This window comes from Pseudomonas idahonensis, from assembly GCF_037903935.1.
Taxonomy (GTDB): domain Bacteria; phylum Pseudomonadota; class Gammaproteobacteria; order Pseudomonadales; family Pseudomonadaceae; genus Aquipseudomonas; species Aquipseudomonas danubii.
The window spans coordinates 6659004-6682856 of the sequence record NZ_CP149586.1; the positions used below are offsets into that span (position 1 = coordinate 6659004).

Annotated in this window: 22 protein-coding genes; 12 read left to right on the top strand and 10 right to left on the bottom strand. The window is 63.9% G+C overall.

The features are described from left to right. Positions 1-120 precede the first annotated feature (120 nt). The 8 genes from tssE (at position 121) to WIN67_RS30280 (ending at position 13969) form a co-directional block, all read left to right on the top strand. A complete protein-coding gene (gene tssE, locus WIN67_RS30245; RefSeq protein WP_102862292.1) occupies positions 121-636 on the top strand; it encodes a type VI secretion system baseplate subunit TssE in 516 nt (171 codons plus the stop codon). Then, the gene (gene tssF / locus WIN67_RS30250; protein WP_110652900.1) at positions 633-2492 is read left to right on the top strand and encodes a type VI secretion system baseplate subunit TssF; all 1860 of its coding nucleotides are present in this window, start codon (positions 633-635) and stop codon (positions 2490-2492) included. The genes tssE and tssF overlap by 4 nt, the downstream gene beginning before the upstream one ends. Then, positions 2456-3508, top strand: a complete 1053-nt coding sequence (tssG, locus tag WIN67_RS30255) for a type VI secretion system baseplate subunit TssG (protein ID WP_110652899.1) — start codon at positions 2456-2458, stop codon at positions 3506-3508. The genes tssF and tssG overlap by 37 nt, the downstream gene beginning before the upstream one ends. Beyond that, entirely contained in the window at positions 3501-6176 is a 2676-nt protein-coding gene (gene tssH / locus WIN67_RS30260) for a type VI secretion system ATPase TssH (protein ID WP_102862295.1), read from the top strand. The genes tssG and tssH overlap by 8 nt, the downstream gene beginning before the upstream one ends. 165 nt (positions 6177-6341) lie before the next feature. Beyond that, complete coding sequence (locus tag WIN67_RS30265) at positions 6342-8285, top strand: type VI secretion system tip protein VgrG (RefSeq protein WP_110652897.1); 1944 nt, start codon at positions 6342-6344, stop codon at positions 8283-8285. 15 nt (positions 8286-8300) lie between these two features. Continuing rightward, complete coding sequence (locus tag WIN67_RS30270) at positions 8301-8732, top strand: DcrB-related protein (RefSeq protein WP_110594212.1); 432 nt, start codon at positions 8301-8303, stop codon at positions 8730-8732. Between the two features lie 15 nt (positions 8733-8747). Further along, positions 8748-13121, top strand: a complete 4374-nt coding sequence (locus tag WIN67_RS30275) for an RHS repeat-associated core domain-containing protein (protein ID WP_339070420.1) — start codon at positions 8748-8750, stop codon at positions 13119-13121. Further along, entirely contained in the window at positions 13121-13969 is an 849-nt protein-coding gene (locus WIN67_RS30280; protein ID WP_339070421.1) for a hypothetical protein, read from the top strand. Before WIN67_RS30275 ends, WIN67_RS30280 begins: the two co-directional genes overlap by 1 nt. Positions 13970-14005: 36 nt before the next feature. On the opposite strand, the gene WIN67_RS30285 is transcribed toward WIN67_RS30280, so the two are convergent. From WIN67_RS30285 to WIN67_RS30325, 9 genes are all read right to left on the bottom strand, one after another. Continuing rightward, the gene (locus tag WIN67_RS30285; RefSeq protein WP_110594209.1) at positions 14006-14269 is read right to left on the bottom strand and encodes a hypothetical protein; all 264 of its coding nucleotides are present in this window, start codon (positions 14267-14269) and stop codon (positions 14006-14008) included. 54 nt (positions 14270-14323) lie between these two features. Continuing rightward, positions 14324-14656 (bottom strand): hypothetical protein, encoded by a 333-nt coding sequence (locus WIN67_RS30290; RefSeq protein WP_042940740.1) that lies wholly within the window; start codon positions 14654-14656, stop codon positions 14324-14326. Continuing rightward, positions 14649-15860 (bottom strand): PAAR domain-containing protein, encoded by a 1212-nt coding sequence (locus WIN67_RS30295; RefSeq protein WP_102881314.1) that lies wholly within the window; start codon positions 15858-15860, stop codon positions 14649-14651. Before WIN67_RS30295 ends, WIN67_RS30290 begins: the two co-directional genes overlap by 8 nt. 22 nt (positions 15861-15882) lie before the next feature. Next, complete coding sequence (locus WIN67_RS30300; protein WP_102862302.1) at positions 15883-16317, bottom strand: DcrB-related protein; 435 nt, start codon at positions 16315-16317, stop codon at positions 15883-15885. Between the two features lie 130 nt (positions 16318-16447). Next, positions 16448-16819: a hypothetical protein gene (locus WIN67_RS30305; RefSeq protein WP_102881315.1), complete on the bottom strand. Its 372-nt coding sequence runs from the start codon at positions 16817-16819 to the stop codon at positions 16448-16450. Beyond that, on the bottom strand, positions 16807-17331 hold the full coding sequence (locus WIN67_RS30310) for a hypothetical protein (protein ID WP_102881316.1): 525 nt from the start codon (positions 17329-17331) through the stop codon (positions 16807-16809). The genes WIN67_RS30305 and WIN67_RS30310 overlap by 13 nt, the downstream gene beginning before the upstream one ends. 166 nt (positions 17332-17497) lie before the next feature. Further along, entirely contained in the window at positions 17498-17773 is a 276-nt protein-coding gene (locus WIN67_RS30315; protein WP_102862305.1) for an HU family DNA-binding protein, read from the bottom strand. 189 nt (positions 17774-17962) lie between these two features. Beyond that, complete coding sequence (locus WIN67_RS30320; protein WP_123390091.1) at positions 17963-19111, bottom strand: NAD(P)/FAD-dependent oxidoreductase; 1149 nt, start codon at positions 19109-19111, stop codon at positions 17963-17965. Between the two features lie 42 nt (positions 19112-19153). Further along, positions 19154-19321, bottom strand: coding sequence for a rubredoxin (locus tag WIN67_RS30325; protein WP_025130776.1), 168 nt, complete (start codon positions 19319-19321; stop codon positions 19154-19156). Between the two features lie 202 nt (positions 19322-19523). Here WIN67_RS30325 and WIN67_RS30330 point away from each other — a divergent pair, with 202 nt between their 5' ends. Both WIN67_RS30330 and ubiA read left to right on the top strand, forming a co-directional pair. Next, positions 19524-20087, top strand: coding sequence for a chorismate--pyruvate lyase family protein (locus WIN67_RS30330; RefSeq protein WP_306395039.1), 564 nt, complete (start codon positions 19524-19526; stop codon positions 20085-20087). Next, positions 20087-20977 (top strand): 4-hydroxybenzoate octaprenyltransferase, encoded by an 891-nt coding sequence (ubiA, locus tag WIN67_RS30335; protein WP_102881319.1) that lies wholly within the window; start codon positions 20087-20089, stop codon positions 20975-20977. The genes WIN67_RS30330 and ubiA overlap by 1 nt, the downstream gene beginning before the upstream one ends. Positions 20978-21093: 116 nt before the next feature. On the opposite strand, the gene WIN67_RS30340 is transcribed toward ubiA, so the two are convergent. Beyond that, positions 21094-21477, bottom strand: coding sequence for a hypothetical protein (locus WIN67_RS30340; RefSeq protein ID WP_102881320.1), 384 nt, complete (start codon positions 21475-21477; stop codon positions 21094-21096). A 151-nt stretch (positions 21478-21628) separates the two neighbouring features. On the opposite strand from WIN67_RS30340, the gene phoB reads away from it, so the two are divergent. Together phoB and phoR are read left to right on the top strand one after the other, a co-directional pair. Next, positions 21629-22318 carry a phosphate regulon transcriptional regulator PhoB gene (gene phoB / locus WIN67_RS30345; protein WP_003177195.1) on the top strand — a complete coding sequence of 230 codons (690 nt, stop codon included), beginning with the start codon at positions 21629-21631 and terminating at the stop codon, positions 22316-22318. A 91-nt stretch (positions 22319-22409) separates the two neighbouring features. Next, a complete protein-coding gene (gene phoR / locus WIN67_RS30350; protein ID WP_110594207.1) occupies positions 22410-23738 on the top strand; it encodes a phosphate regulon sensor histidine kinase PhoR in 1329 nt (442 codons plus the stop codon). The last annotated feature ends 115 nt before the right edge of the window (positions 23739-23853 follow it).

The following is a 23853-nucleotide window of genomic DNA, read 5'->3' on the forward strand; positions in this document are numbered from 1 at the left end:
TGGCCCGGGTTGCGAGGACGTTGTTCTCGTTCGCAGCCTGCGGCAGCGGCTACAGGGGTGTGCGCCTGTGCCCCTTTTCGTGACGTCATGCCTGCGCAATCCGATCCTGGAGCGAACCCTTTGGTAACCGACATCGCCGCCCGCGATCGCTTGCAACCCTCTTTGCTGGATCGTCTGACCGACGATGAACCCGGCAACCTGAAAGAAAGCCCGGACAAGCGCGTGCTGTCCCTGAGCCAGCTCAAGGCCTCGGTACTGCGCGACCTGGCATGGCTGCTCAACACCACTTCCCTGCTGGAAGCCGATGCCACCCTGCACACCCCCGCCGGTACGTCGGTGGTCAACTACGGCTTGCCGGCCCTGGCCGGGTACAGTGCTTCGAGCATCGATATTCCGGCCCTGGAAAGCCTGATCCACCAGGCCATCGCCACCTTTGAACCACGGATTCTGCGCAGCACCTTGCGGGTTCGCGCGCGCACCGCGCCCGGCGAGATGAACCACAACGCCCTGAGCTTCGAGATCGAGGGCGATCTGTGGGCCCAGCCGATGCCCCTGCGCCTGCTGCTGCAAACCGACATGGACCTGGAATCCGGGCATGTCCGGGTGGTGCAAGCCGACTCCCGGAGGCGCTCATGAATCCGCGCCTGTTGGAGCTGTACAACCAGGAACTGCACCACGTGCGCGAAAGCGCCGCGGAGTTCGCCAAGGAATACCCGAAGATCGCCAGCCGCCTGACCCTGTCGGGCATGGACTGCGCCGACCCTTATGTCGAGCGCCTGCTGGAAGGCTTCGCCTATCTGACGGCCCGGGTACAGTTGAAGCTCGATGCCGAGTACCCGACCTTCACCCACAACCTGCTGGAGATCGCCTACCCGCACTACCTGGCGCCGACCCCGTCGATGACCGTGGTGCAGTTGCAGGCCGATCCCGATGAAGGCTCCCTGAGCAGCGGCTTCACCCTGGAGCGCGACACCAGCCTGCGGGCCGCCCTGAGCCGCGACACCCAGACCTGCTGCGAGTACCGCACCGCTCACGCGGTGACGCTGTGGCCGCTGCAAGTCAGCCAGGCCGAATACTTCGGCAACCCGGCAGCGGTGCTCGGACGCCTGGCCGCCAACGAGCCCAAGGCCAAGGCCGGGCTGCGCCTGACCCTGCGCACCGGTGCCGAACTGCCGTTCAACAGCCTGGCCCTGGAGCAGTTGCCGCTGTACCTGAACGGCAACGACGAGCTGCCGTTCCGCCTCTACGAACAGTTGCTGGGCAACGCCTGTGCGGTGTTCGCCCGGGCTCCGGGCAGCGACTGGGTCGAGCGCCTGCCACTGGACGCCCTGCGCTCCCGTGGCTTCGACGACCGCGACGCGGCCCTGCCAGTGGTGCCCCAGGCCTTCCAGGGCTATCGCCTGCTGCAGGAATACTTCGCCCTGCCCAACCGCTTCCTGTTCGTCGAGTTCGCCCAGCTGGGCCGTGCGGTACAACGCTGCGCCGGCCAGGAGCTGGAGCTGATCGTACTCTTCGAGCGCTTCGACCAGAGCCTGGAAGGCAGCGTCGGCACCGCCCAGTTCGTGCCCTTCTGCACCCCGGCGATCAACCTGTTTCCCAAGCGCCTGGACCGCATCCACCTGTCCGACCGGGTCAACGAACACCATGTGATCGCCGACCGCACCCGGCCCATGGATTTCGAAGTGCACTCGCTGACCGCCATCAGTGGCCACGGCACCGGGCCGGAGCAGCCATTCCTGCCGTTCTACGCGGTGCGTGACCCGTCCCGCTACGGCCGCGACCAGGCTTACTACATCGTCCGCCGCGAACCCCGGGTGCTGTCCAGCGACCAGCGCCGCAACGGCCCGCGCTCCACTTACATCGGCAGTGAGTCCTTCGTCAGCCTGGTGGACAGCCAGCAGGCGCCCTACCGCCATGACTTGCGCCAGCTCGGGGTTAGCGCCCTGTGCACCAACCGCGACCTGCCGCTGTTCATGAACACCGGCAACGCCAAGACCGACTTCACCCTGGCCGACAGCGCCCCGGTGCAGGCCATCCGCTGCCTGGCCGGCCCCAGCCGACCACGCCCCAGCCACGCCCATGACGGCAAGGCCTGGCGCCTGATCAGCCAGCTGTCGCTGAACTACCTGTCCCTGAGCGAACAGGGCCAGGGCGCGGCGGCCCTGCGCGAGCTGTTGCGACTGTATGGCGACAGCAACGATGCGGCCCTGCAATTGCAGATCGAGGGCCTGCGGGAAGTCAGCAGCAAGGCGGTGACCCGGCGCCTGCCGATGCCTGGGCCGATCGTCTTCGGCCGGGGCCTGGAGATCACCCTGCAATTCGATGAAAACGCGTTTCGCGGCACCGGGGTGTTCCTGCTCGGCGCGGTCTTCGAGCGCTTCCTGGCACGTTACGTGTCGATCAACAGTTTTACCGAGACGGTGATCCGTACCACCGAACGCGGCGAGATCATGCGATGGAAAGCCAAGCCCGGACGTCGTCCGACTCTTTGAATACGCTGACGGCGATGCACGCCGAGCCCTGGGAGTACGACTTCTTCCAGGCCCTGCGGCGTATCGAATGCCTGTCGCCGCAACTGCCGCGCTTCGGTCACTCCCTGCGCCTGGCGGACGATCCGCTGCGCCTGGGCCAGCAGGCCGATTGCACCTTCGCGCCCTCGACCCTGGCTTCGGTCACCCCGGGCAGCGACGGCGCGGCCACGCGCCTGGAGCAGTTCTTCTTCGGCCTGGGCGGCCCCAACGGCCCCCTGCCGCTGCACATCACCGAGTACGTGCGCGAACGCCAGCGCAACAACGCCGACAGCACCAGCAAGCGCTTTCTCGATGTGTTCCACCATCGCCTGCTGAGCCTGTTCTACCGGGCCTGGGCCGAAGCCCGGCCGACGGTGAGCCACGACCGCCCGGACGACGACTACTGGTCCGCGCGCCTGGCGGCCCTGAGTGGCCGGGGCATGCCCAGCCTGCTCAAGCAGGGGCTGATTCCCGACACCGCCAAGCTGCACTACAGCGGCCACCTGGCGGCCCAGACCCGCTACCCGGACGGCCTGCGCGCCATCATCAGCGAATATTTCGGCCTGCCGGTGGCGATCGAGGAATACGTCGGCCAGTGGCTGGAGCTGCCGGAGCGCAGCCGGGTCGGGGTGCAGTCCCATCAGCTGGGGGTGGACTTCTGCCTGGGCAGCCACGTCTGGGACCGCCAGCACAAATTCCGCATTCGCCTGGGTCCGCTGAAGCTAGAGGACTACCAGGGGATGCTGCCCGACGGCCAGCCGTTCAAGGAACTGGTGGCCTGGGTCGCCGAATACCTGGGCTTCGAGCTGGACTGGGACCTGAACCTGGTCCTGCTCAAGGACGAAGTGCCCAAGCTGCAACTCAACGGCCGCCAGCGCCTGGGTTTCAACACCTGGCTCGGTCAACCCGGCAGTGATGCCAAGGATCTCATACTGGCCCGGCACTACGCCGACCTGGCCACTACCTCACGTACACCAAGGAGCACAGAGCATGGGTGAAATCAGTCGCGCGGCGCTGTTCGGCAAACTCAACAGCGTTGCCTACAAAGCCATCGAAGCCGCCACGGTCTTCTGCAAGTTGCGGGGCAATCCCTATGTGGAACTGGCCCACTGGCTGCACCAGTTGCTGCAACTTACGGACTCGGACCTGCACCGCATCATCCGCCAGTTCAACCTGGAGCCGGCGCGCCTGGCCAAGGACCTGACCGAAGCCCTGGATCGCCTGCCCCGGGGCTCGACCTCGATCACCGACCTGTCGTCCCACGTCGAGGAAGCGGTGGAACGCGGCTGGGTCTACGGCAGCCTGATGTTCGGCGAAAGCCAGGTGCGCACCGGCTACCTGGTGATCGGCATCCTCAAGACGCCGAGCCTGCGCCACGCGCTGCTGGGGCTGTCCCGGGAGTTCGACAAGATCAAGATCGAGGCCCTGTGCGAGCGCTTTGACGAGTACATCGGCGACTCGCCGGAAAACGCCCTGAGCGCCAGCGACGGTTTCACTGCCGGCGCAGTGCCGGGCGAAGCAAGCGGCGCCATGGCCCCCAGCGCCCTGGGCAAGCAGGAAGCCCTCAAGCGCTTCACCGTCGACCTCACCGAGCAGGCCCGCAGCGGCAAGCTCGATCCCATCGTCGGCCGTGACGAAGAGATTCGCCAACTGGTGGACATCCTCATGCGCCGCCGCCAGAACAACCCGATCCTCACCGGCGAAGCCGGGGTCGGCAAGACCGCGGTGGTGGAAGGTTTCGCCCTGCGCATCGTCGCCGGCGACGTGCCGCCAGCGCTCAAGGACGTCGAACTGCGCAGCCTGGATGTCGGCCTGCTGCAGGCCGGTGCCAGCATGAAGGGCGAGTTCGAACAGCGCCTGCGCCAGGTCATCGAAGACGTCCAGGCCTCGCCCAAGCCGATCATCCTGTTCATCGACGAAGCCCACACCCTGGTGGGCGCCGGTGGTGCCGCCGGCACCGGCGATGCGGCCAACCTGCTGAAACCGGCCCTGGCCCGCGGCACCCTGCGTACCGTGGCCGCCACCACCTGGGCCGAGTACAAGAAGCACATCGAGAAAGACCCGGCCCTGACCCGGCGCTTCCAGGTGGTGCAAGTGGCCGAGCCGTCGGAAGACAAGGCGCTGCTGATGATGCGTGGCGTGGCCTCGACCATGGAGCAGCACCATCAGGTGCAGATCCTCGACGAAGCCCTGGAAGCCTCGGTCAAGCTGTCCCATCGCTACATCCCGGCGCGCCAGTTGCCGGACAAATCCGTCAGCCTGCTGGACACCGCGTGTGCCCGCGTCGCCATCAGCCTGCACGCCGTGCCGGCCGAGGTGGACGATAGCCGCCGGCGCATCGAGGCCCTGGAAACCGAGCTGCAGATCATCGCCCGGGAACAGGCGATCGGCGTGGCCATCGGCAACCGCCAGGTCAACAGCGAAAACCTCCTGGCCGCCGAGCGCGAGCGCCTGGCCGAGCTGGAAAGCCGCTGGGCGCAAGAGAAAACCCTGGTGGACGAACTGCTGGCGACCCGCGCCCAACTGCGGGAAAACGTCGGCCTGGTGGACAGCGACGTTGGCGACGCAAGCCACGGCCTGCGGGAAAAGCTGCTGGACCTGCAACAGCGCCTGACGGCCCTGCAAGGCGAAACCCCGTTGATCCTGCCGACCGTGGATTACCAGGCGGTGGCCTCGGTGGTCGCCGACTGGACCGGGATTCCCGTGGGCCGCATGGCCCGCAACGAACTGGAAACCGTGCTCAACCTCGACCAGCACCTGAAGAAACGCATCATCGGCCAGGACCACGCCCTGCAGATGATCGCCAAGCGCATCCAGACCTCCCGCGCCGGCCTCGACAACCCCAACAAGCCGATTGGCGTATTCATGCTGGCGGGCACCTCCGGGGTGGGCAAGACCGAAACCGCCCTGGCCCTGGCCGAAGCCATGTACGGCGGTGAGCAGAACGTCATCACCATCAACATGAGCGAGTTCCAGGAAGCCCACACCGTGTCCACCCTCAAGGGCGCCCCGCCGGGCTATGTCGGCTACGGCGAAGGCGGCGTGCTCACCGAAGCGGTGCGGCGCAAGCCGTACAGCGTGGTGCTGCTGGACGAAGTAGAAAAGGCTCACCCGGACGTGCACGAGATCTTCTTCCAGGTGTTCGACAAAGGCGTCATGGAAGACGGCGAAGGCCGCATGATCGACTTCAAGAACACCCTGATCCTGCTCACCACCAACGCCGGCACCGAGCTGATCGCCAACGTCTGCAAGAACCCGCAGACCCTGCCCGAGCCGGAAGAGATCGCCAAGGCCCTGCGCCAGCCATTGCTGGAGATCTTCCCGCCGGCGCTGCTGGGGCGCCTGGTGACCATCCCCTACTACCCACTGAGCGACGACATGCTCAAGGCGATCACCCGCCTGCAACTGGGACGGATCAAGAAGCGCGTGGAAAGCACCCACAAGGTGGATTTCGATTTCGACGACGAGGTCATCGACCTGATCGTTTCCCGTTGCACCGAGACCGAGAGTGGTGGCCGCATGATCGACGCCATCCTGACCAACAGCCTGCTGCCGGACATGAGCCGCGAGTTCCTCACCCGCATGCTCGAAGGCCGCGCGCTGGCCGGGGTGCGCATTCGCCAGCGGGACAATGAATTGCACTACGACTTCAGCGAGCCGGCCTGACCCCGGGTTCCCTGTAGCCGCTGCCGCAGGCTGCGAACGAGCTGGGCGGCATTGCCTTGAGGGCCAGAGAAGGCCCTTCGGGCCTTGTCGCAGCCTTCGGCAGCGGCTACAGGGAGCGCGCCGGACGCAGTGTTCAGGCACACCACGCATTCAACGAGACTGACGATGCTATTTCAGCAATCCACACGACTGGCACAGGTCAATTGCCCACTGGGACCGGACGTCCTGCTGCTCAACAGCATGGGCGGCGGCGAAGAGCTGGGGCGCTTGTTCGATTACCAGCTGCAGCTGACTTCCAGCGACGCCAACATCGACCTCAACCAGTTGCTGGGCAAACCCATGGGCCTGAGCGTGCAGTTGGACGACGGCAGCCAGCGCTATTTCCACGGCATCGTGGCCCGCTGCAGCCAGAACGTCGACAGCGGCCAGTTCGCCAGCTACCAGGTGACCCTGCGCCCCTGGCTGTGGCTGCTCAGCCGCACCTCCGACTGCCGAATTTTCCAGAACCTGAGCATCCCGCAGATCATCAAGCAGGTGTTTCGCGACCTGGGCTTTTCCGATTTCGAAGACGCCCTGAGCCGTCCCTATCGGGAATGGGAATACTGCGTGCAGTACCGCGAGACCAGCTTCGACTTCGTCAGCCGGCTGATGGAACAGGAAGGCATCTACTACTTCTTCCGCCACGAGAAGGACCGCCACGTGCTGGTGCTGGCTGACGCCTACGGTGCCCACAGCAGCGTGCCCGGCTACGCCTCGGTGCCCTACTACCCCCGGGACGAGCAACAGCGCGAGCGCGACCACATCTTCGACTGGCACCTGGCCCAGGAAGTCCAGCCCGGCTCCCTTGAGCTCAACGACTACGACTTCCAACGCCCCAGCGCACGGATCGACGTGCGCTCGGCCATGCCGCGCCCCCACAGCGCCGGCGACTACCCGCTTTACGATTACCCCGGCACCTACGTGCAGAGCAGCGACGGCGAGCACTACGCGCAGACCCGCATCGAAGCCCTGCAAAGCCTGCACGAGCGCATCGAACTGAGCGGCAATGCCCGTGGCCTGGGGGTGGGCAACCTGTTCAACCTCACCGGCTTCAGCCGCCAGGACCAGAACCGCGAGTACCTGATCGTCGGCATCCACTACTACGTGGTCCAGGAGAGCCTGGAGACCGGCGGCAGCGGCGGCTCGGCACAGTTCGAAAGCCACCTGACCTGCATCGACGCCCAGCAGAGTTTCCGCCCCCTGGCCAAGACCCAGCGACCCATCGTCCAGGGCCCGCAGACCGCGCGGGTGGTGGGCCCGGCCGGGGAAGAGATCTGGACCGACCAATATGGCCGGGTCAAGGTGCACTTCCATTGGGACCGCCACGACCAGTCCAACGAGAACAGCTCGTGCTGGATTCGCGTGTCCCAGGCCTGGGCCGGCAAGAACTGGGGCTCGATGCAGATCCCGCGGATCGGCCAGGAGGTGATCGTCAGCTTCCTCGAAGGCGACCCCGACCGCCCGATCATCACCGGCCGGGTGTACAACGCCGAGCAGACCGTGCCCTACGACCTGCCGGCCAACGCCACCCAGAGCGGGATGAAGAGTCGTTCGAGCAAAGGCGGCAGCCCGGCCAACTTCAACGAAATCCGCATGGAAGACAAAAAGGGCGCCGAACAGCTGTACATCCACGCCGAGCGCAACCAGGACATCGTGGTCGAGGTCAACGAAAGCCACTCGGTGGGCAATGACCGGGTCAAGAGCATTGGCCGCGACGAGACCGTGACCATCGGCTCTGCCCGCCTGCGCGCGGTGAAGGAGCTCGACGTGCTGGTGGTCGGCGGCAAAAAGACCGACAGCATCAGCCAGAGCTACATCATCGAAGTGGGCGAGAACCTGCGCCTGGTCTGCGGCGAAAGCGTGCTGGAGTTGAACGCCAGCGGCCAGATCAACCTCAGCGGCAAGCAGATCAGCTTCTATGCCTCGGGCGATGCCGAATTCAATACCGGCGGCGTGCTGCACCTGAACAACGGCGGCAGCGCTGGCGCGACCCCTGAAGGCCAGGGCGTCAAAGGCAGCATCGATGCCAGCGTCGACGCCATGTTTCCCAAGCCCCAGGGCACCCCCTAACCAGAGCCCAGCGCCATGACTTATCGCATCAATGAATTTCAGTTCGCCTTGCCGCCCAGCGAGCTGCTGGACGCATCGATCAACATCCTCAAGTTCCCGGAGCTGGGCACCTCGCTGATCGTCAGCCGCAGCCAGCTGGCCGCGGGTGAAACCCTGCAGAGCAGCTTCGACAGCCAGCTCAAGAAACTCGAGCAACAGGTTCAGGAGTTGCGCTACCAGCCCGGCGTGGCGATTCGCGTGGGCAGCGCCCAGGAGGTCGACGCTCTGGAGCTGCGCAGCCAGTTCAACAAGGGCACCGAGCAGGTCTTCCAGTACCAACTGGCGCTGGTTCTGCCCGGTACTCGCAAGATGCTTGCCCTCAGCTACGTCAAGGCACAACCGCTGAACGATAGCGACGCCGCGCACTGGGCCAGCATCAAGCAATCCCTGAACTTCAACACGCCTTGATGATGAGCCAGCGGCATGTCTGACGCACTTCTGTGGGCCGCACGCCTGGGTGACGGGCTCGAACACAGCTCGATGATGGCGGACATCCTCAGCGGTGTGCTGGAGGTCGCCGCCAACATCGCGATTACCGCCCTGGCCACCGCCGCCGTGGTGGCCGCGACCGGCATCACCGTGGCCACAGGCGGGCTCGGAGCCTGCCTGCTGGGCGCCGTAGTGGGGGTGATCGTCGGGCTGGCGATGAGCAAGACCGGGGCCGACAAAGGCCTGACGAAAATGTGCGACTGGATAGGCAACGCGCTGTTTCCGCCCTCCGTGCAGGCCACCATCCTCAGCGGCTCCACCGATACCCTGACCAATAACATTCCGGCTGCACGGGCCGCCGGTACGGCGCCGCCCCCTGCCCCGCCCTCGGGCACCCCGCAAAGCCCGGAACCCACCAGCGAGTCACCGGGGCCGTCAGAGGCGGAGCCCGGCTTCCTGGACATGGCCAAAGGGTTCTTTTCGCAGATGTGGCGCCCGACCGTCGCCACCCCCGCACCCGGTGCAGAACCCAAGCCGCTGGACCTGGTGACCTGCACCAAGCATCCGCCGATGCCGCCGCAGTTTCTGGCCGAAGGCTCGGAAAAGGTCTCCATCAACGGCCAGCCAGCGGTGCGTAGCGGCGATCGCAGCACCTGCGATGCCAAGGTGGTCTCGGCGGGCATGGTGTCGTCCAACGTGTCCATCGGCGGCGGCTCGGTGGTGGTGCGCGAGATCCGCAGCGGCAAGACCCCGGGGATAGGCCTGGCGATTACCGTGCTGATGATGCTCAAGGGCGGCAAGGGCAACTTCAAGGCCAACCTGCCCTGCATGTTGCTGGCGGGAGTCAATTCGTTTGTGGTCAGCCAGGCCATGGGCGCCCTGACCAATGCCGCGGTGGGCTCGCCGAACCCGGTGCATGCGGCGACCGGGGCCAAGGTCCTGGGCGGCGTCGCGGACATGGACTTTGTCTTGCCGGGCCTCTTGCCCATCGACTGGCAGCGCTTCTACAACAGCCTCGATCAGCGGCGCGACGGGCTATTCGGTAACGGTTGGAGCGTGCCGTACGAAATCAGCGTGTTGATCGAACCTCACCCCGAGGGCGGCGAACATCTGGTGTACCTCGATGAGCAGGGCCGGCGCATCGATATGGGCTCGATCCCCCTGGGCGCCGCCGCCTTCAGCCCAGGCGAAGGGCTGAGTGTCAGGCGCAACGGCAACGGTCAGTTGCTGATCGAGAGCAACAACGGCTTGTACCGTCTGTTTGAACCCGATCCCGTGCAAGGCTCGCGGCTGCGCCTGAGCCAGTTCGGCGACCGCAACGACAACCGCATTTACCTCGACTATGACCCGGCCGGGCTATTGATCCGCCTGCGCGACACCTTCGACCTGGTTCAGGTCGAATTGATCTACAGCGCGCAATGGCCCCGCCGGGTCCAACAGATAGAGCGCCTGTACCCGGACCAGCAGCGGGAAATCCTCGCCCGTTACGCTTATGACGCCCATGGCGATCTGGCTCAGGTACAGGACGCCAGCCAGCACGTACAGCGGCGTTTTGCCTACGAGGGTGGGCGCATGGTGGAACACCAGCTGCCGAGCGGACTGCGCTGCTTCTATCAGTGGGCGCAGATCGACGACGTCGAATGGCGCGTGGTCCGGCATTGGACCGACAGCGGCGAGGAATACCGCTTTGACTATGACTTGCAGGCGGGCATCACCCGGATAGAGGACGGCCTGCAACGCCAGAGCATCCGGCACTGGGACCAACAGCATCAAATCACCGGGTACACCGACAACCTGGGGCAGACCTGGCAGTTCCAGTGGAATGACGAACGTCAGTTACTGGGTGCAACGGACCCACAGGGCGGGCAATTCCAGCTCAGCTACGACGAAGCCGGCAACCTCAGCGAGACCCTTGATCCCCTGGGCAGACGCGAGTCGACCCTGTGGCTGGAGCATTGGTCGCTGCCGCGGATCGAAACCGACGCCGCCGGCAACAGCTGGACCTACGACTACGATCCACGGGGCAATTGCATCCGTGAAACCGATCCTCTGGGCCATGCCACCCACTACCGCTATGACAGCCAGGGGCGGATGGTCGAGATCACCGATGCCAGCGCAAAGACCAAGCGTCTGCAGTGGAACGACCTGGGGCAGTTGCTGCGATTCACCGATTGCTCAGGCTACCCGACCCACTTCAGCTACGACCGCCGCGGCTACCTGCAGGCCATCACCGATGCCATGGGTGAACAGACGGTCTTCCAGCACGACGCCCGTGGGCGCCTGCTGCGCAACCAGCTCGCGGACGGCCGCGTCGAGCAGTTCCTGCGTGACCACAGCGGCCAGCTGACCGGTTACATCGATCCGGCCGGGCACGCCACCCACTACCAGTACGATCGACAGGGCCAGCTTCAGGTTCGCATCGATGCCCATGGGCGCCGGGTGCAGTTCAGTCATGACGCCTACGGCCGCCTTCAGGCGCTGCAAAACGAAAACGCTGAAAGCTACCGGTTTGCCTGGGATGCCGGGGATCGCCTGATCCGGCAACAGGACCTCAATGGCAGCGTGCAGCAGTACCACTATGACGTGCTGGATAACGTGGTTGGCGTGGAGTATCTGGCCGCCCCCTCGGGCAGTGTGCAACCGCCGAGTATCGTCCATCGCCTGGAACGCGATGCGGTGGGCCGGATTCTCGCCAAGGTCACCGCCGACGGCTTGACCGAGTATCAGCATGATCCGTTGGATCAACTGACACGGGTGGTCTTTACCGGCCAGAACCAGCAGTCGCAAACCCTGTCCTTCGCCTATGACGCCCTCGGCCAACTGCTGGAAGAGCAGAGCGCGGACGGATGTTTGCAGCATCACTACGACGAGCTGGGCAACCTGTGCCAGAGCCAGTTGCCTGATGGGCGCTGGATCAACCGCCTGTACTACGGTAGCGGCCACCTGCACCAGATCAATGTGGACGGCCAGGTGGTCAGCGACTTCGAACGCGATCGCCTGCACCGCGAAGTGCTGCGGACCCAGGGCCAGCTCACGACCCTCAGCGAATATGATCGCGCCGGACGCTTGCGCTCGCGCCTGCAACGTCCGACCCGGCAGCCCGCGGCGCTGCCGGCGCCGGTGCGCAAGCACTTTGAGTATGACCCTGCCGACAATCTCATCGGCCGGCTCGAACAGCGCCCACGCGGCGGGCAACACCAGCTGTATCACTACGATGCGAGCGAACGCATCATCGCCAGCCAGGACAACCTCCTGGGCCAGACCGAAACCTTTGCCTACGACGCTGCCGCCAACCTGCTGGATGGCCAATCGGCCGCGTCCGGACCGGTGCTGCACAACCAGCAGCGCGTGTTTCAGGACAAGCACTTCCGTTACGACGGCTTTGGCCGGCTGATCGAGAAACGCAGCGCCAGCCACCTGATCCAGCACTTCAGCTACGACGCGGAACATCGGCTGATAGAGGTGTGCAATCAGGCCGGTCAGCGGGAAACAAGGGTAAGGATGAGCTACGACCCCTTGGGTCGCCGCATCCAGAAAACCGAACATGACGCTCAGGGCTATCTGCTGGGCGAAACCCGCTTCGCCTGGGATGGCCTGCGCTTGCTGCAAGAGCAGCGCAACAGCACCACCAGCCTCTATCTGTATGTCGACGATGGCTTCGAGGTGCTGGCTCGGATCGATGGCAAGGGCGCCCTGCAGAAGGTCCGGCACTATCACAACGACCTCAATGGCCTGCCGCTACAACTGACGGAAGCCGATGGGCACAGCGTCTGGCAGGCCCGTTACCGGGTCTGGGGGAACATTGCCGAGGAAGAGCGCGAGCCCTATTACCTCGAGGAACAGAACCTGCGTTTTCAAGGTCAGTACCATGACCGCGAGACTGGGCTGTACTACAACACGTTCCGTTTCTACGACCCGGACATCGGCCGCTACATCAGCCCCGACCCCATCGGGCTCGAAGGCGGCCTGAACCTCTACACCTACGGCCCCAACCCGCTGACGTATTTTGATCCGCTGGGCTGGACAGGCACCTACATCTTCACCAATGGCAAGATCTCTTACATCGGCAAGGGGCCGGTGACCCGCATGAACAGCTCGATGCTCGCCCGCATCAAGGGCAAAGCCAATGCTACGCAGTTTGCCCATTTGGACTTCGGCGACAGCAAGATGGGCTTCATGGTGGAACATCGTCTGATGCAGAAGTACAACGCGCGCAACTCGGCGAAGTTCGCCAACAGCCCGAATCTCAACTCGCCGGGCAAAAAGTATTACGAAGCTGCGGATGCCAAGACCCAGCGCAAAGTGAACAGGCTGGTCACGAAGTTGGACAACAAGTTCAAGAAATCCGGATCATGTGGGGGTAAGTAATGAAGAATTTCAGCTACAACGAAGACATAGACGCACTGGAAATACCGGTCCAACAGTTCGCCGCAGGTATCGAATACGCCAGCAAGAAGGGCTACGCCAACCTGCGGGTCATGGGCTCTGCCAAAGCGGCCAAGGGTGCGCCGCTGGACTTGAGTGCGCTGAGTGGGCACAGCAGCGTGAAATCGCTGGATCTGTCGGATGACATCGACCTGAAGCAGGTGGATTTGAGCCCGCTGTACTCGTTGCCGCAGCTGACGTTGCTGTCGATCCCCTACCTGAAGGGGCGTATCGACTTCTCGCAACTGCCCAGCCTTCAGACGCTGTACATCACCGGCGCCGACGAGGCGCTGGAACCCCTGGAGCTGCCACGGCTCAAGCACCTGCTGCTGGTAGCGGTGAAGAATCAGGATTGCGAGTTTCTCTCGAAGCTCACCGCCCTGGAGGAACTGCGCATCAGCGGCGGCGGCATCGAGCGGCTGGCCGGCATCGAGAGGCTGGACAAGCTGGCGTCGATTCAAATCCAGCACAACCCGAAGATGCTCGATATCAGCGCCATCAACGCGCTCAAGAGCCTGAAAGCCCTGCACATCGAAAAATGCAGCCAGCTACGGGACTACGGGTTCCTGGCGCAAAACAACACCCTTGAGGACGTGTTCATTTCCGAGCTCGACTCGGTGTCGTTCGCCCCGGCAATGGAGCGCCTGAGTTCACTGCAATTCTGGGATCTGAAAGACGGCGACATGAGCCCGCTGCTGACCTCCAAGAGCCTGAAAGAGGTCTACTTTCATCCGAAGAAAAAGCACTACAGCCATAGCCTCAAAGAACTCAATGCCGCGTTCGGCCAGTGAGCGGATGCCTGGGCATCTGCCTCGACGCCAGCCGGGTCAGATCGCCGTGCCGCGATTCTTGCCCGGCTTCATGATCAGCAACTGATCCAGCTCGCGCTTTCTGGCGCGGGTGACGAATTCCAGCGCGGCCTGCAGGTCCTGTTCGAACAGTTCGAAGGTCGCGCGATCAATGGCGTAGAACTCCTCGTAGTCGACCACGCCGAGGCTGACCGGGAAGGAGACGTAGTACTGGCCGCTGAGTGCTTCGATGCCCATGGAGAACATCTCCTCGCGGTTGACCAACAGATCGATGAATTTCATCTCGGTCCCGTGTAAGACGGCCACTGGTCAAGGGTGGTCCTTCGAGGCGGACGATCAGACCTCGACCAGGTGATAACGTCCGGGCTCGCGCCAGGAAACCCGGGTGAACGTGCCGCTGAGCAGGTTCATGTCGCGCAGGTATTCAAAAACCTCGGCCGGGCACCATTCCTTGCCATCGGCGAAGGCCACGCCGAGCGTGCGCAAGGCATCGAAGAGCTGCGCCTTGCGCCCGTCGTCCGCTACGTCCAGGGCATACACCCCCGGTTCGATCGTTGCGCCAAACCCCAGGGCCACCAGGGCCGCGTCCAGCGAAGCGTCCATGACCCGAACACGTACTGTGTCGGCATCCGCCTTTTCCACATAGGCCTGCAATTCTTGCTCAGTCACTTACAAACACCTCAGTTAAGGTTTTGACCCCGTCCATGTCTTTGGTCGGGATCGACTCGACCACCATTTCCGGTGCTCCTCCCGGCAGGTGCTTACCCGGGCCGAGGAAGTACTGGTTGCCCTCCATCGGGCTTCTGGGCATACGCTCGATGACATTATCGACCTGACGAATCTTGAAGCCGTCTTTCAACGAGCCTTCTTCCAGACCGAAAGCCCGTTCGAGCTTCGCCGCTTTCTCGGTGCTGATGGTGACTTTCGAGCGCCCGGAAAAGTCGCCGATGATATCCGCGACACCCTTCTTGTCGGAAACATAAGTGCCATTGCGGCCGATGGTCGGGTATTTGTCCCACGCCACCGGGCTGACGTTGAAACCCCGATTGTCCTTGAGCATCTGCGCCTGGCGGCGCTGCGCCATCAGCGTGCGTTGTGTCGCGCTCATCGGCGTGCGCGCCAGCTTGGGGCCCATGCCCAGCAAGGCCATTCCGGCCACGCCCTGAAGCAGATCGCGATAACCCGGGCCCAAACGGTCGCCCAGGTCCCCCAGCAGCGACATCCCGCCATACATCGCGCCACCGACCGCCAGGGCGCCGAAAAACGCCGCCGCTCCGGCACAGGCCGCCAGCACCAGGGCGGCCCCGGCCGCCAGCAGCCCCAGCGCCTCCAGCCCGGTGTGCATCCAGCCTTCGATATCCAGGACGAACGCCACCTGCACCGTGGGCCCGCCAATGAAGGTGTTTTCGCTGCCGGTCTTGATGTGGGCGCCGCAGACCATCTTGCTTTGCAGGCGCGCCGCCGGCTTGCCGTTGATGGTGACCTTGGCGCTGCCCTCGGCGATCAGTACCGGGAACGGCCAGATCGGGTGGTTCATGGGCAGGCCGCTGCATGAGGATGAGTGGTCCTGCCCCGCGCGCATGGCATTGCGCAGGTTGATGTAGACGTTGAAGCTGCCCTCCACCAGCACCCCCGTGCTGGGTTCAGGCAGGTTGAAAATCGTGCTCAGGCCCTTGGCGATCTGGAACATCGACAGGCCACCGGCCGCGACCGAACCGGCGATGATGGCGATCGCCACCCCACCGGTGGCCACGGTCGCCGCCACCACCGCGGCGCCGATCAGGGCACCGACAACGGCCCCCGCCACCATCGCCGCCACGCCAAAACCGTGGGCGATCTCATCCCCCAGGCGCGCTGCTGCCAACATATCCATGGTGCGCTACTCAGCGAAGGGATCAGGCCCGCGAAGGCTGAGGCTTGAGGCTCTGCATGGCCTGTTTCCAGGCCGGCTCGTGGTGCACCAGGTCTTGCGGCGTGGTGGTCAGGGTGGTGATCAGCACCGCCGGCTTACGCTCGATGAACACCTGGCGCAGCATCAGCTCGCGACCTTCGCGTTTCCAGCTGTAGTCCAGCAGGACCGAGGCGTGGCCGTGCATGTCGAACTCCCAGCGCTTGATCAGGGTGAAGCCCGGCAGTTGCTGCTCGGCACCGCTCAGTTGCCGAGCCACGTAATCGGCGAATGAGGCGTCGCCCTGGCTCGGGTCGCGGCTGATGACGAAGCTGGCTTCCTGGGCGCCGCCCACAGCCGGCAGCTTGAAGATATTGATGCTCTGGTCCTGCCAGGCGTCGGGGATGTCGAGGTCGGCTTCTTGAATGCGGTAAGAGGACAAGAGGTTCGCGTTCCATGCTGAGGGGGGTCGGACAGCGGCGGATTTTCAAGCAATGACCGGCAACAATCAAGGAACCCGTCGGCAACTTTGAACAAACCAATCCAGCCCGGCAAAGGCACCAGGATCAGGCTCAGCGTGCTTCCAGACAGGAGGCGTAAGCCTGGGCAAAGCGCCGGTCGAACTTGAGGGCCTGGGGCTCCTCGGGATCGATGCTGACATTCCACAGCGCTTGCTGCGGCACGTCGTAGCGAACCCAGCCGATGATCCCGCTGCCGGAGGTTTCGTAGAACAGCTGCAGGCTCAGTTCATCGCCATCATCGCGGTCGATCAGCAGCTTGAGCCGCTCTGGGGTGGTGAAGTCGCGGTAGGGAAAATCACTGCTCCTGACCATTTCGGTGAGGTAGCCGTAGCAGCCTTGACCCGGATTGGCCTCATCGGCCAGGGCCGGCAGGGTGCAAGCGCTGAGCAGCAGGCTCAGGCCCACCCGGTTCAAGTACCGCATGATTGCCCCTTGAGGGTCAGGGTTTGGATCTGATCGTTCATCTCGATCTTTGCCAGCACCTGGCGGTCGTGGGATTCCTGGTACTCGCTGAAGTTGTTGCGCTTGAGGATGTTCAGGGTGACGCGGATATGGGCGCCGGCATTCTGGTACTCGCTGCGCTCGGGGCCCTGGGCGGCGCCGGTGAGTTCCACCAGTTGCCCGCCGGTCTTGAGGTAGAGAAAGCGCTCATCCACTTCCACCAGCAAACGCGGCGCCTTGGGCGCCACGCTGTAGTCCTCGCGGGCCAGGGAATAGCCGCAGAGCCAGACGCCGGCGCTGTCGTATTTCTGACTGTGGAACCAGTTGAGGGCCTCGCGATAGCCGATCTGGGCCAGTCGCGAGTCGCTGCCGGCAAAGGCCGATGACAGGCCAAGGGAGAGGATGCAGGCCAGTAGCATGGCGGCGATATCGGGGCGCCCCAGGTAGCGCAACGCGGCCACCCATGCCGGGGGTTTGTCAGTGGAACGGGTCATCCTTGGCCTTAGATCACGTGTCGGACAATCGCGCATCCTAGCCACGCCACCGCGGCTTCGCAAGCTGATCCGCAAGCAATCAGCGGGCAAAAAAAATAGGCACCCGATGCGCTCGGCGTGCCTATTTTCCCCTGCAAGCTCCCGCTGCCGGGAGCTCGCTCAATGCTTATGGGTTGACGCTGTCTTTCAGCGCCTTGCCCGGTTTGAATGCCACGGTGTTGCTGGCCTTGATCTTCACCGGCTCGCCGGTTTGCGGGTTCTTGCCGGTGCGGGCGCCACGGTGGCGTTGCAGGAAGGTGCCAAAACCAACCAGGGTGACGCTGTCTTTGCGGTGCAGAGCCCCGGTGATCTCTTCAAGGATGGCGTTGAGCACGCGATTGGCCTGCTCTTTGGTCAGGTCCGCTTTTTCAGCAATGGCTGCGGCGAGTTCTGGTTTACGCATAGTGTGAAGCCTCTTTGACGGTTTTTTGTTGTTATGTCCGTGCTGTTCACGGGAACAGCGCCCAAGGCGCCGCAGGCTCTACGCTGCGGCAGACGGGAGTGAGGATGGCACGCGCTTGAGAGTGGCGCCAGTCTTGCCACGACCTTTGTAGGTGCAAAAACCCGGTTATTCCGACAGAACGACCGGTATTTAAGCCAGCAGGGCCGGGAGTTCCTTGTTCAGGGCCAGTTTCTCCATCACCGCCGCCCCGGTCAGGGCGTAACCCAGCAGCTGGCCGCTGGCGTCACGGCACAGCACCTTGATGTCGGCCCCCTGCCCTTCAGCGGTCCAGACACCTTCGGTGCCCCGTGGCGGTGGCGACACCACCAGCGGGCAGACCGGGGTCTTCACGGTGATCGGCATCGGCCCGTAGCTGACTGCGGTGGGCTTGCCGGCCAGGGTTTGCGCCAGGGCCCGGGCGCAGCTCATCAACGGCATCACGTACAGCAGGTTGAGGCCGTCGACCTCGGCGCAATCGCCCAGGGCATAGATATTGGCGTGGGAGGTTTTCAGCTCGCGGTCCACCACCACGCCGCGATTGACCACCAACCCGGCAGCCGCGGCCAGATCAATGCGCGGGCGCAGGCCAATGGCCGAGACCACCAGATCGCAGGCGATCACCTGGCCATCGGACAGATGGGCTTCCAGGCCGTCGGCGCAGCGTTGCAGGCGGTTGAGCACCGGTCCCAGGTGGAAGCGCGCGCCCAGGCTTTCCAGTCCGGCCTGGACCGCTGCCGCAGCGGCCGGATGCAGCAGGGTCGGCATCACCTGTTCGCACGGGGCCACCAGGTCCACGCTGTAGCCGCCAAGGATCAGGTCGTTGGCAAACTCGCAGCCGATCAGCCCGGCCCCCAGCAACAGCACCCGCCGCTTGCCCGCCGCCGCGGCGCGAAAGCGTGCGTAGTCTTCCAGGTCGTTGATGGGAAAAATCAGTTCGGATGCGTCGCCCTGCACCGGCACCCGCACGGTTTCCGCGCCCCAGGCCAGGATCAGATCCCGGTAGGCCACCGCCTCCTCACCAATCCACAAACGCTTGTGGCCCGGGTCGATGCCGCTGATGCGGGTGTGGGTGCGAACCTCGGCCTTGAGCTGCTCGGCCATGGCGCCGGGCTCGGCCATGCTCAGGCCGTCGGCGTCCTTGTTCTTGCCAAAACCGGTAGACAGCATCGGCTTGGAGTAGGAACGGCCGTCATCGGCAGTGATCAGCAACAACGGCGTTTCTCCGTCGAGCTTGCGAAATTCCCGGGCCAGGTTGTAACCCGCCAGACCTGTTCCCACGATCACCACCGGTGCGCTCATTCCCTGCTCCTTGTTATTGGTCGTTCAATCCACAGAATTCGATCAGGCGATCTCGATCATTTCGAAATCCATCTTGCCCACGCCGCAGTCCGGGCAGAGCCAGTCTTCAGGCACATCTTCCCAACGGGTACCCGGCAAAATACCGTCGTCCGGCCAGCCTTCCGCTTCGTTATAAATCAGGCCGCAGACCACACATTGCCACTTTTTCATTGATGCATTTCCTCGGGAGTTCAGGCTCGGTCGATGGATCGACTCTAAAGGCCACGCTGATCAGCGTCCGGCACTGGGGTTTTTTACTGATCACTACCGGCAGATGCAAGCACGTTCGTGCTGCCAGGCGTCCTGGATCAATCAAAACCGGCGGTTGCCATGCTAAGCTCGCCGCCTCATTTGCTGCCAATACTGACCCACTGTGCCGCACTCAATGCCCCCCGCACCGGCCCCGACCTGGCTGGTGCAAAGCCGTCTGTCCCCCTTCCCCGGCTCAGCCGTTGCCAACTGGCTGTTCGATGAAGGGTCGCTGACCCGGCGCCTGACCCGACTCTCCCGCGACGGCTTCAGCGTCACGCCGCTGGTGGAGGAATGGCAAACCCTGCGCAACGACGAGTGCGCGGCCCTGGGCCTGCCCGAACAGAGTGAAGGCTGGGTTCGCGAGGTGTACCTGCGGGGCCACGGCGAAGCCTGGGTGTTCGCCCGCAGCGTGGCCGCCCGCAGCGCCTTGCAGCAAGGCGGCTTGAACATCGACGAACTGGGCAGCCGCTCCCTCGGGGAACTGCTGTTCTGCGATGAAGCCTTTACCCGCCAGCCCATTGAAGTCTGCCGCTATCCGCAAGCCTGGCTGCCCTCCGCAGTGGCCACCGAGGGGCTCTGGGGCCGGCGTTCGCGTTTCGATCGCGGCCCCTTGAGCCTGCTGGTCGCCGAGGTCTTCCTGCCCAGCCTGTGGCGCGCCATCGAAGCCCAACCGGAGGCCTGCTGATGTACCTGAGCCTGCTCAAATCCCTCAATCGCCTGCATCCACGGGCCTGGGACTTCCTGCAACTGACCCGCATGGACAAGCCCATCGGCATCTACCTGCTGCTGTGGCCGACCCTGGTGGCCCTGTGGATCGCCGCCGAGGGCCAGCCATCCCTGAGCCATGTGCTGATTTTTACCTTCGGCGTGATCCTGACCCGGGCCGGCGGCTGCGCCATCAACGACTTTGCCGACCGCAAGGTCGACGGCCAGGTCAAGCGCACCGACCAACGGCCCCTGGCCACCGGCAAGGTCAGCGCCAAGGAAGCCCTGGCACTGTTCGCGCTCCTCATGGGCGCAGCCTTCCTGCTGGTGTTGTGCACCAACGCCACCACGGTCTGGCTGTCGTTCGGCGCCCTGGCCCTGGCGGCCTGCTACCCCTTCATGAAGCGCTACACCTATTACCCACAGGTGGTCCTGGGTGCAGCCTATTCCTGGGGCATTCTGATGACCTTCACCGCGCAGAACAGCGAACTGCCAGCCAGTGCGTGGCTGCTGTACATCGCCAATCTGCTGTGGACCGTGGGCTACGACACCTACTACGCCATGACCGACCGCGACGACGACCTGAAGATCGGGGTCAAGTCCACGGCGATCCTGTTCGGCGATGCCGACCGGGTGATCATTCTCACCTTGCAGGGCTTGTCATTGGGCTGCCTGCTGCTGGCCGGCGCGCGCTTCCATCTGGGGGTCTGGTTCCACCTGGGGCTGCTGGTGGCGGCGGCGTGTTTTGCCTGGGAGTTCTGGTACACCCAGGATCGCGACCGGATGAAATGCTTCAAGGCCTTCCTGCACAACCACTGGGCGGGCATGGCAATCTTTATCGGCGTGGTCCTGGATTACGCGTTGCGTTAGACCGTCAAGCAAGGCCCAGCGGGCCTTTTCGCAGCTTCGCCCTAGCTCAGCAGCGGCTACAGAGATCGGTGTAGCCGCTGCCGCAGGCTGCGAACGGCCCGAAGGGCCGCGGGAGGTCAGTCGGACTTGGCGACCTTCCAGGCGCCGTCCATCTTGCCTTCACCGGTCATGTCGCCGGGCTTCTTGTCCATCACAAAGCTGTACAACGGCTTGCCGTCGTAGGCCCACTGCGCCTTGCCGTCATCACGCTTGACCACCGTCCACTTGCCCATGTCCTTGTCGCTGCCCTCGGCCATCAGCGGCGGCCAGTTGGCGGCACATTTGTCGTTGCACATGGATTTTCCGCCGGCATCCTTGGCAAAGGTGTAGAGGGTCATGCCCTGGAGATTGACCAGCACGCCGTCCTTGCTCATCGCCGGGTCAGCGGCCATGGCGAATGTCGGCAGGGCCAGGACAGCGCCTACCAGCAGGACTTTCAACGATTGCTTGAACAGAGTCATGGAAACCTTCTTTTGTGGTTGTCAGGAATCGGACCCAAAGCGTAGTCGACGAAGCTGCACCGCGCCTCGCGACCTGAAATACTGTCACACGACTGCAATAATTCCGTTATCTAATGCGGCGCAAGACAGTTAAATGACAAGAGGTTCCAGCATGGTTGGCAGAAGCATTCTGATCGTTGACGACGAAGCGCCGATTCGCGAAATGATCGCCGTTGCGTTGGAAATGGCCGGCTATGACTGCATGGAGGCAGAGAACTCTCAGCAGGCCCATGCCATTATCGTCGACCGCAAGCCGGACCTGATCCTGCTGGACTGGATGCTCCCCGGCACCTCCGGCATCGAGCTGGCCCGACGCCTCAAGCGCGACGAGCTGACCGGGGACATCCCGATCATCATGCTCACCGCCAAGGGTGAAGAGGACAACAAGATCCAGGGCCTGGAGGTCGGCGCCGACGACTACATCACCAAGCCGTTTTCGCCCCGTGAGCTGGTGGCCCGCCTCAAGGCCGTGCTGCGCCGCGCCGGCCCTACCGATGGCGAAGCGCCGATCGAAGTCGGCGGCCTGCTGCTGGACCCCATCAGCCACCGGGTGACCATCGACGGCAAGCCGGCAGAAATGGGCCCCACCGAATACCGCCTGCTGCAATTCTTCATGACCCACCAGGAGCGTGCCTACACCCGCGGCCAGCTGCTGGATCAGGTCTGGGGCGGCAATGTGTATGTCGAGGAACGCACCGTAGACGTGCACATCCGCCGCTTGCGCAAAGCCCTGGGTGACGCCTACGAGAATCTGGTACAAACCGTGCGCGGCACCGGCTATCGTTTTTCCACCAAGGCCTGACAACAGCGGCAAGCGACAAGCGGCGCGCCGATGAGTGACCGCTTCAACACTTGCAGCTCGGAGCTGCTTCACCCCCACGGACGTGTTTCAAGTGAATCAAAACTGGCATGGCACCCTGATTCGCCACCTGCTGCTGTTGATCACCGGCTGCCTGCTGGTGGGCCTGATCAGTGGTTACTACGGCTGGAGCCTGGCCGCCGGCTTAGGGCTCTACCTGGCCTGGACCCTCAAGCAGCTGCTGCGCCTGCACGAATGGCTGCGCCTGCATCAACCTGACGAAGCTCCGCCCGACGGCTATGGCCTGTGGGGCGAGGTGTTCGACAGCATCTATCACCTGCAACGCCGCGACCAACGGGTGCGCGGGCGCCTGCAGGCGGTGATCGACCGGGTCCAGGAGTCCACCGCGGCCCTGAAAGACGCGGTGATCATGCTCGACAGCGACGGCAACCTGGAATGGTGGAACCGCGCCGCCGAAACCCTGCTGGGCCTCAAGACGCCCCAGGACAGCGGTCAGCCGGTGACCAACCTGGTGCGCCATCCGCGCTTCAAGGAATACTTCGAGCAAGACAACTACGCCGAACCGCTGGAGATCCCCTCCCCGGCCAACGACCGGGTCCGCATCCAGCTGTACATCACCCGCTACGGCAACAATGAGCACCTGATGCTGGTGCGCGACGTGACCCGCATCCACCAGCTGGAACAGATGCGCAAGGACTTCATCGCCAACGTGTCCCACGAGCTGCGTACCCCGTTGACGGTGATCTGCGGCTACCTGGAGACCCTGCTGGACAACGTCGAGGAAGTGAATCCGCGCTGGAACCGTGCCCTGCAACAGATGCAGCAGCAAGGCGGGCGCATGCAGACCCTGCTCAACGACCTGCTATTGCTGGCCAAGCTGGAAGCCACCGACTACCCCTCGGACAACCAGCCGGTGCCCATCGATGGGCTGCTGCAATCGATCAAGAGCGATGCCCAGGCCCTGTCCGGGGAGCGCAACCAGCGCATCACCCTGGAAGCCGACGCCTCGGTACAGCTCAAGGGCAGCGAGGCGGAACTGCGCAGCGCCTTCTCCAATCTGGTGTTCAACGCGGTGAAATACACCCCGGCCGAAGGCAATATCCGCATCCGCTGGTGGGGCGACGACCAGGGCGCGCACCTGAGCGTGCAAGACTCCGGGATCGGCATCGACAGCAAGCACCTGCCGCGCCTCACCGAACGCTTCTACCGCGTGGATTCGAGCCGCAACTCCAATACCGGAGGCACGGGCCTGGGCCTGGCCATCGTCAAGCACGTGCTGCTGCGTCATCGCGCACGCCTGGAAATCAGCAGCGTACTGGGCCACGGCAGTACCTTTACCTGCCATTTCGCCCCGGCCCAGGTTAAAAAAGCCGCAGCTGGCAGCCTTACCGAACAGCGCTGACCGTGGTTTGCCCCTAGGCAATCGCCCCGTCAGCCGCTACATTGCGTCACTTGTGCCTGCCATTCAGGCACCGCCTTTCCTTCTTCTTCGAATACACGGAACCCGCAAAACTCCA

Bases quoted from the DNA above. Each gene is read 5' to 3' on its own strand.
- ubiA (WP_102881319.1), top strand. From the start codon at position 20,087: ATGTACCTGAGCCTGCTCAAATCCCTCAATCGCCTGCATCCACGGGCC.
- WIN67_RS30315 (WP_102862305.1), bottom strand. From the start codon at position 17,773: ATGCGTAAACCAGAACTCGCCGCAGCCATTGCTGAAAAAGCGGACCTG.
- tssH (WP_102862295.1), top strand. From the start codon at position 3,501: ATGGGTGAAATCAGTCGCGCGGCGCTGTTCGGCAAACTCAACAGCGTT.
- tssG (WP_110652899.1), top strand. From the start codon at position 2,456: ATGGAAAGCCAAGCCCGGACGTCGTCCGACTCTTTGAATACGCTGACG.
- WIN67_RS30340 (WP_102881320.1), bottom strand. From the start codon at position 21,477: ATGACTCTGTTCAAGCAATCGTTGAAAGTCCTGCTGGTAGGCGCTGTC.
- phoB (WP_003177195.1), top strand. From the start codon at position 21,629: ATGGTTGGCAGAAGCATTCTGATCGTTGACGACGAAGCGCCGATTCGC.
- WIN67_RS30285 (WP_110594209.1), bottom strand. From the start codon at position 14,269: ATGAAATTCATCGATCTGTTGGTCAACCGCGAGGAGATGTTCTCCATG.
- WIN67_RS30265 (WP_110652897.1), top strand. From the start codon at position 6,342: ATGCTATTTCAGCAATCCACACGACTGGCACAGGTCAATTGCCCACTG.
- WIN67_RS30275 (WP_339070420.1), top strand. From the start codon at position 8,748: ATGTCTGACGCACTTCTGTGGGCCGCACGCCTGGGTGACGGGCTCGAA.
- WIN67_RS30320 (WP_123390091.1), bottom strand. From the start codon at position 19,111: ATGAGCGCACCGGTGGTGATCGTGGGAACAGGTCTGGCGGGTTACAAC.
- WIN67_RS30325 (WP_025130776.1), bottom strand. From the start codon at position 19,321: ATGAAAAAGTGGCAATGTGTGGTCTGCGGCCTGATTTATAACGAAGCG.
- WIN67_RS30305 (WP_102881315.1), bottom strand. From the start codon at position 16,819: ATGCGGTACTTGAACCGGGTGGGCCTGAGCCTGCTGCTCAGCGCTTGC.
- WIN67_RS30295 (WP_102881314.1), bottom strand. From the start codon at position 15,860: ATGGATATGTTGGCAGCAGCGCGCCTGGGGGATGAGATCGCCCACGGT.
- tssF (WP_110652900.1), top strand. From the start codon at position 633: ATGAATCCGCGCCTGTTGGAGCTGTACAACCAGGAACTGCACCACGTG.
- WIN67_RS30280 (WP_339070421.1), top strand. From the start codon at position 13,121: ATGAAGAATTTCAGCTACAACGAAGACATAGACGCACTGGAAATACCG.
- WIN67_RS30310 (WP_102881316.1), bottom strand. From the start codon at position 17,331: ATGACCCGTTCCACTGACAAACCCCCGGCATGGGTGGCCGCGTTGCGC.
- WIN67_RS30270 (WP_110594212.1), top strand. From the start codon at position 8,301: ATGACTTATCGCATCAATGAATTTCAGTTCGCCTTGCCGCCCAGCGAG.